Raw genomic sequence first — 6,546 nt, 5'->3', positions numbered from 1 at the left:
CGCGGGCGGTCCTCTCCGCCGCGTCCCCGGCGTCGTTGGGATGGATACCGGCCGCCGCCCACACGTTCGTGAGGCGCTCGGCGAAGCCTACGCTCCTTTCGGAGCGTGCTACCGTGGTGCCGACCGTAATGATGGCCGCCAGGTCCGGGTCGGCCGCTGCCGCGGGGTCGTCGCAGAAGTCGAGGTGGCAGTGGGTGTCGGTCATGTGCCCAGCATACCCAGTGGCTTTGGCGCGGTCGGCGCCGTGGGAGGGGTAAGGGCTTTCCAAGGCCCCGCACGGTTGCCTGGCGGTTGCCTCAGAGGCCCTTTACATTCTGAAAGGGAGCCGGGTACAATAGCGCTTGCACCTTCGCCCTTGCCCGGGGCGCAAGCTGTGCGCCGAAGTGGCGGAATTGGTAGACGCGCACGATTCAGGGTCGTGTGTCCGTGAGGATGTGCGGGTTCAAGTCCCGCCTTCGGCACCACGTCAGGGACGCAAAAAGCGAGCCTCGCAGTAAGCGAGGCTCGCTTTTTGGAGGTTTTATAGCTTAACTACAGCTACAGGATTTCAGTTCCAACCGGACGGTCCCTTCGAGACGACAGGGCGCGGTTGGGTGCTGGGTCCGCTGCGGAGGGCTCAGCCCTCCGCTCAGCTCTCGTCGATGACGGGCTCCTCCGCCCGCTCGGCGCGCCTGGCCGTGCCCTCATAGCCGAGGGGGCCGGAGGCCTTGAGCCGGACGACGTCGCGGGTCGCGCCGTCGCCGTCATCGTAGGTGTAGGTCTCGATGCCGGTGACGTTGACCTCGAGCTCGGCCTCGCGCACGTCGGGGTAGAGCGGGTCGGTGATGGGTCCCCGGTAGCTGAGCCCTTCGCTCCGTTGGCGCAAATCTTGCAGCGCGTCTGCGTCCGCCGCCTCGTCGGCCAGCCGCCAGAGGCCGGCGATCTCCTCGACGTGATCCTCGGCCGAGCGGACCACCTTGAGTTCACCGTAGCCGGAGATGCCGGCGAGCGTTGCGCGTTCCATGGGCATAGGGGCCTCCTCCTTGATGGGTGTTGCCTTGACGTCATGAACGTCATGCCAAGCCGAACAGCTTGGTAGGTAGAAGTGATTATAGCGATATTCAGCTCGGTAGGGGCGCTGTTGCCGTATCACCTTTGCCGTATCACCTTTGCCTACGGAGGGCACTTACCAAGCGGCCTCGAGCTCGGGTATGATGCTTGCCTCGGGTAGGATGCTTGCAACGTCACGGGACTCCTTTAGAAGAGGCGTTAAGATGAGAGCGATGTTCACGCACCGTCAAGACTCTTGGGAAAGTGATTGGGAAAGTAACGAAGACCCCTTCGTTAGGGGACGTCAGCCGCGTAGTATGGCATCATGGGTGTAGCATTATGGATCGCAACCTCCTGCTGGCCGCTATGATTCTGGCCGCTATGATTGAGGCAGAGGCCGTTATATTTGGGGTGGTCGAAAGGCCGCTCGTACGAAGGGGGCTATTTTGAACCGGTATGACGACCGTGCCAGGCTGGTGTTTCACTTTGCCAGAGAGGAAGGCTCCAAGCTCGGCCACGCCATGATCGGCCCCGAGCACCTGCTCCTCGGCCTCATGCGCGAGGGCGGCACCGCCAGCCGCGTGTTGGGCGAGTTCGGCGCGACCTTGGAGGGTTTTCGCCGTCAGGTCGAGGAGATGGTGGGCCGCGGCGACGGCCTGCCCCGCAATGAGACCGCCGCCATCACGCCGCGGGCGCGCCGGGTGATGGAACTGGCCGGCAGCGAGGCTCGCTCCCTGGGTTCGACCGTCATCGCTACCGAGCATATCCTGCTCGGCATCATCCGCGAGGGCGACGGCGTCGCCTACCGCATCCTCCAGCAGCTCACCAGGGACGTGGACACGGTGCGCTGGCGCATCCTGGCCGCCGCCGACCCCAAGGCGCAGGCCGAGACGGTCAACACCCCTTTTTTGGACGAGTACGCCCGCGATCTCACCAAACAGGCTAGAGACGGCAAGCTCGATCCGGTCATCGGCCGCGTCGAGGAGATCCGCCGCGTCATCCAGATCCTCTCGCGCCGCACCAAGAACAATCCGGTTCTGATCGGCGACCCCGGCGTCGGCAAGACGGCCATCGCCGAGGGCCTGGCCCTAGCCATCGTCGAGGGCCGGGTGCCGCCCAACCTGCGCGGCGTGCGCGTGCTTTCCATCGACCTCTCCAACATCGTCGCCGGCACGAAGTACCGCGGCGAGTTCGAGGAGCGGCTGCGCCAGGTGATCGAAGAGCTCAAGAGCGCCAAGGTGGTGGCCTTTATCGACGAGATCCACACCCTCGTCGGCGCGGGCGGCGCCGAGGGCACCTTGGACGCCGCCAACATCTTGAAGCCGCCCCTGTCGCGCGGCGAGGTGCAGGTCGTCGGCGCCACCACCACCGGCGAGTACCACCGCTACATCGAAAAGGACGCTGCCCTGGAGCGCCGCTTTCAGCCCGTCATCGTCTTGGAACCCTCGCCCGAGGAGACCTTGGAGATCCTCCAGGGCCTGCGCCAGCGCTACGAGGACCACCACGGCGTCCTCATCCCGCAGGGGATTTTGGAGCTCTCGGTGCGCTACGGCGAGCGCAGCCTGCCCGGCCGCAACTTTCCCGACAAGGCCATCGACCTCATCGACGAGGCCGCCGCGCGCACCCGGCTCAACAAGTCCCTGGGCTTTCCCGTCCTCGAGGAGGCCGACGGCACCCCGGTGGTGAGCCGCGAGGACGTCGAGTCGGTCGTCGACTCCTGGGGCGGCATCTACGTCGATGACCGCGACGACGACAAGCTCGCCCACATCGAAGAGCTCCTGGAGACCCGTGTGGTCGGCCAGAACAAGGCGATCAAGGCGCTTGCCGCCGCCTTGCGCCGAGCCCGGGTGGGGCTGGGCGGTCGCACCCGCGTTTCGGCCTCGTTTCTCTTCGTCGGCCCCTCGGGCGTGGGCAAGACCTTTTTGGCCAAGCAGCTCGCCACCGAGCTCTTCGGCAGTGAGCGGGCGCTGGTGCGCTTGGACATGTCCGAGTACCAGGAGGGCCACGCCATCTCCAAGCTGATCGGCGCGCCCCCCGGTTACGTCGGCCACGAGCAGGGCGGCCGCCTCACCGAGGCCATCCGCCGCCAGCCCTTTTCGGTGGTGCTCCTAGACGAAGTCGAAAAGGCTCACCCGGACATCTACAACACCTTTTTGCAGGTCTTGGATGACGGCCGTCTGACCGATGGCTTGGGCCGCACCGTCGACTTCAGGCGGGTGATTCTCATCATGACCTCCAATACCGGCTTCAACCTCGGCAACACCGTCGGCTTCCTGGAGACGACCCGCGACGTGCAGGCGCCCTTAAAGACCATCTTCAACCCGGAGTTCTTGGACCGCTTGGACGAGGTCATCGCCTTTGAGACCTTCGACGCGCACGGCGTCCTCTACATCGCCAGCAGGATGCTCGACGAGATGAAGGACGACCTCGCCAGCCGCGACATCGAGGTCTCCTTTGGGGTGGAGGTGGCGAGCTTTCTCGTCGACAAGATGCCCAAGGGCGACAGCGCTCGGCCCCTGCGCGCGGTGATGCGCGAGTACATCGAGGACCCGCTGGCCCTGGAACTCCTCAAGAGCGGTAGCGATGAGCCGCTCATCGTCACCGTCGAAGGTGAAGAGATCATCTTCGCCCGGCCGATGCCAGTTGTCTAGGGGGGAGCAGGGGTCGAGGGCTGGGCGCTGGAAGGGGCCTGGCCTTTTGGCCCCTGCTCCTCCGCACCCTTTCAGGCCTCTTTCACCGCGCCCTCTGCTTGCCTATGGCTAAGGTCACGACCAGCTATGTCTGCGCCGACTGCGGCACCCAGTCGCCCGTGCAGATGGGCAAGTGTCCCCGCTGCGGTGCCTGGGGTACGATGGAAGCGCGGCTCCAGGCGCCGACCGCGGCGTCCGCTCGGCGGGCCAACCTGGCCACGCCCCTCTCCGTGCAGAGCCTCGCCGAGGTCGAGAGCCAGGAGGCCGCGCGCCTTTCGAGCGGCATCGGCGAGGTCGACAGGGTCTTGGGCGGCGGCTGGGTGGCGGGCGCGGTGATTCTGCTGGCGGGCGAGCCGGGCATCGGCAAGTCCACGCTCCTCTTGCAACTCGCCCACGAGGCGGTGAGCGCGGGCCGCAGCGCACTCTACGTGGCCGGCGAGGAGTCGCTCTCGCAGGTCAAGCTGCGCGCCGAGCGCCTCGGCGTGGCGCCGACGCTTGGGCTCACCCGCGAGACGGACGCGCGCGCACTCGCCGAGCACTTCCGCCGGGCCGCGCCCAGGCTGGTCATCGTCGACTCCATCCAGACGCTCCTGGCGGGCGACGAGGGCACGCCGGGCAGCGTCACCCAGGTCAGAGACGCGACCGCGCTGCTCACCCGGGCGGCCAAGGAAGCGGACAGCACGCTCGTGCTCATCGGCCACGTCACCAAGCAGGGCGCGATCGCCGGGCCCAAGGTGATCGAGCACATGGTCGACACCACCCTGGCGCTCGAGTCGGCCGCCGGCCTGCGCGTCCTGCGCTCGATGAAAAACCGCTTCGGCGCCACCGGCGAGGTGGGCGTCTTCGAGATGGCCGGGGAGGGGATGCGGGCGGTCGCCAACCCGTCGGAGGCTTTCCTGGCGGAGCGCCCCCGCGGCGTGCCCGGTTCCGTTGTCGTCGCCGCCCTCGAGGGCCAGCGCCCGCTGCTCCTGGAGGTCCAGGCCCTGGCGGCCAAGTCGCCCTATGCCTCGCCCCGGCGCATCGTGCAGGGCCTCGACCCGCGCCGGGTGGACGTGGTCTTGGCCGTCTTGGAGCGCCGGCTCGAGCTGCCGCTGGCCGGCCTCGATGTCTACCTGAACGTGGCCGGCGGCCTGCGCCTCACCGATACCGGCAGCGACCTGGCGGTGGCTTTAGGCGTCTACTCCGCGGTGACCAACCGTCCGCTGCCCGAGGGGACGGTGGTGGCCGGCGAGGTCGGCTTGGCCGGCGAGGTGCGTTCGGTCGCGCAGTTGCCGCGCCGCGTCAGCGAGGCCCTGCGCGCCGAGTTCACGCGCTTTGTGGGGCCGCCCGGTGCGGCGCACGAGGCGGCCTGTGAGGTAAGGTCGCTGGACGCGGCGCTCCTAGCCGTGTGGAGGGAATAAGCCGCGGGTCATGTCCTCACCGGGCACGACTTCGGCTGTCGTTCTGCTCGTCCGCACCCTCGCCATGCTCGGGGGTGGGATCGGTGGCTTCTCTCTGGCGGACCGGCTGATCGCGGCGGATTACCTGAGCGGTTCGCTCAACCTGCTCTACCTGACGACGGTCGGCCTGCTCGTCGGCTACCTCTTCTCGTCCCGGCTCGCCCTGCGCGCCGAGGCGCTGTGGCAGGGTGTGCTCGAGCGCCTGGCGCGCATCCCGCCCGACTCGGTTCTGGCCGCGGGCGTCGGCGCCACTGTGGCACTCATCATCACGGTGCTCTTGAACGTCATCTTGGAGGGCGTGCCGGGCTTCAGCTGGTACTGGTCGCTGTTCATCGCGGCGGCCCTGGTCGTGTCGACCTCGTGGTTTTTCGTCGCCAACAAGTCGCTGTTCGCGCGCGAGGCGGGCGTGGCCGGCACGGTGCGAGGCCCGCCTCAGGCCGAGCCGGAGGCTCGGCCCAAGGTGATCGACACCTCGGCCATCATCGACGGCCGCATCGTGGACGTCTTCGCCTGTCACTTCTTGGACGGCCCTCTCCTGGTGCCCCGCTTCGTTCTGGGCGAGCTCCAGCACATCGCCGACGCCGACGACAGCCTCAGGCGCAAGCGCGGCCGGCGCGGCCTCGAGGTGCTCGACCGGCTCATCGAGCAGCCCGCCGTCAAGGCCCAGGTCACAGGCGAGGACTACCCCGAGGTCCGCGAGGTCGACGCCAAGCTGATCAGGCTCTGTCAGGCGCGCGGCGCCGACCTCATCACCACCGACTTCAACCTGAACCGGGTGGCGGCCTTGCAAGGCGTGCGCGTGCTCAACGTCAACGAGCTCGCGGGCGCCATCAAAACCGTCCTCTTGCCCGGCGAGATGTTGTCCTTGCAGATCGTCAAGCCGGGGCGGGAGCCGGGGCAGGGGCTGGCCTATCTCGAGGACGGCACCATGGTGGTCGTCGAGGACGCCGCCCACCTTCTCGGCTCGACGGTCGAGGTCGCGGTGACGAGCAACCTGCAGACCAACATGGGCCGGATGGTTTTCGCCCGGCTGCGCGACGCCAACTAGGCGCGTAAGCGCTGGGCTTGACAGGCACGGCCAAAGCGCGTACCATCATGAACGCCGTGCGGACGGCATCATGGGGCCTTAGCTCAGCTGGGAGAGCATCTGCTTTGCAAGCAGAGGGTCATCGGTTCGAGTCCGATAGGCTCCACCATAAGAAACAATGTGTAGGACAGTAAAAAGAGAACCCGCCGGCGCTTTAAAAACGTCTTCTAAATCGTATTTACTCAACCCCCTTGCAATCTAATGCCTGTAGGTGAATAGTAGCGCTATGTCCTCACTGCCCGAGAAGCTGCCTGCCCTGGAAGGATTATCTCACCAGGAGAAAGATGAGCTGATTCAGCTG

At 66.9% G+C, this 6,546-nt stretch carries 5 protein-coding genes and 2 tRNA genes; 5 read left to right on the top strand and 2 right to left on the bottom strand.

All coding sequences use genetic code 11. From position 1 onward, the window contains the following. Positions 1-205: TatD family hydrolase (locus tag M3498_02080; protein ID MDQ3458084.1), on the bottom strand; the 205-nt coding region annotated here is incomplete at its 3' end. Positions 206-377: 172 nt separating this feature from the next. Here M3498_02080 and M3498_02075 point away from each other — a divergent pair. After that, positions 378-464, top strand: a tRNA-Leu gene (locus M3498_02075). A 164-nt stretch (positions 465-628) separates the two neighbouring features. On the opposite strand, the gene M3498_02070 is transcribed toward M3498_02075, so the two are convergent. Continuing rightward, a complete protein-coding gene (locus M3498_02070; protein MDQ3458083.1) occupies positions 629-1,009 on the bottom strand; it encodes a hypothetical protein in 381 nt (126 codons plus the stop codon). Between the two features lie 466 nt (positions 1,010-1,475). Between M3498_02070 and M3498_02065 the strand changes: the two genes are divergently transcribed. The 4 genes from M3498_02065 to M3498_02050 all read left to right on the top strand — a co-directional run bounded on the left by M3498_02065 (position 1,476) and on the right by M3498_02050 (position 6,354). After that, entirely contained in the window at positions 1,476-3,680 is a 2,205-nt protein-coding gene (locus tag M3498_02065) for an ATP-dependent Clp protease ATP-binding subunit (protein MDQ3458082.1), read from the top strand. A gap of 104 nt (positions 3,681-3,784) precedes the next feature. Beyond that, on the top strand, positions 3,785-5,119 hold the full coding sequence (gene radA, locus M3498_02060; protein ID MDQ3458081.1) for a DNA repair protein RadA: 1,335 nt from the start codon (positions 3,785-3,787) through the stop codon (positions 5,117-5,119). 10 nt (positions 5,120-5,129) lie between these two features. After that, positions 5,130-6,206 (top strand): hypothetical protein, encoded by a 1,077-nt coding sequence (locus tag M3498_02055; GenBank protein ID MDQ3458080.1) that lies wholly within the window; start codon positions 5,130-5,132, stop codon positions 6,204-6,206. Between the two features lie 72 nt (positions 6,207-6,278). Beyond that, positions 6,279-6,354: transfer RNA gene (locus tag M3498_02050), tRNA-Ala, on the top strand. Positions 6,355-6,546: the final 192 nt, after the last annotated feature.

This window comes from Deinococcota bacterium, from assembly GCA_030858465.1.
Classification (GTDB): domain Bacteria; phylum Deinococcota; class Deinococci; order Deinococcales; family Trueperaceae; genus JALZLY01.
The sequence above is the reverse complement of the archived record's forward strand: the minus strand, read 5'-3'. Positions and strand labels throughout refer to the sequence as shown.